Consider the following 493-nt stretch of genomic DNA (forward strand, 5'->3'; position numbering starts at 1 on the left):
GACGGCATCGAAGCGCGTCGTCTCGATCCGTGTCTGCCCGCGTCGTTGAAAGCTGACAGCCAGGCTGCCGTCCTCATCGTTCGACGCGACAAGCCTGGCGGCAATGGTGTCGAATGTTCCGGCCGCATGACGCCGGTCGAGCACCGCCGCCACCTGCGGAGCGATCCTGAAGCGATGCACGTCCCAGAACACGCGCAGCCGGCGGACCAGCCTTGCCCGCTCCGGCGGGGCAAGTGCGGCCCACAGCACCGGCCCCTGCAGGCGCAGTTGGTCGAAGACCGACTGCCAGTTGACATTGGCCGCTCTCGCAGCTGTCAGCGTCGCGCGAATGGCCCTGAGCAGGCCGAGCGCCGTCGTGGCCGGCGCGGATGCAAAATCGCCAAAAGGCTCGCCCCTGACATCGGGGTGTCCGCGCGAGCGTAAGCCGCGGCGCGACAGCGCGAGGATGCGGCCGCGATGGCCACGACGGTCGAGTTCGGCGACCATGTCGGCA

Annotated in this window: 1 pseudogene; it reads right to left on the reverse strand. The window is 69.0% G+C overall.

What is annotated here, in order from left to right:
- Window positions 1–493 (reverse strand): annotated as a pseudogene (locus tag EN939_RS37410) (FAD/NAD(P)-binding protein); the annotation flags it as partial.

Origin of the sequence: Mesorhizobium sp. M7A.F.Ca.CA.002.05.1.1, from assembly GCF_003998335.1 — a bacterium.
Taxonomy (GTDB): Bacteria; Pseudomonadota; Alphaproteobacteria; order Rhizobiales; family Rhizobiaceae; genus Mesorhizobium.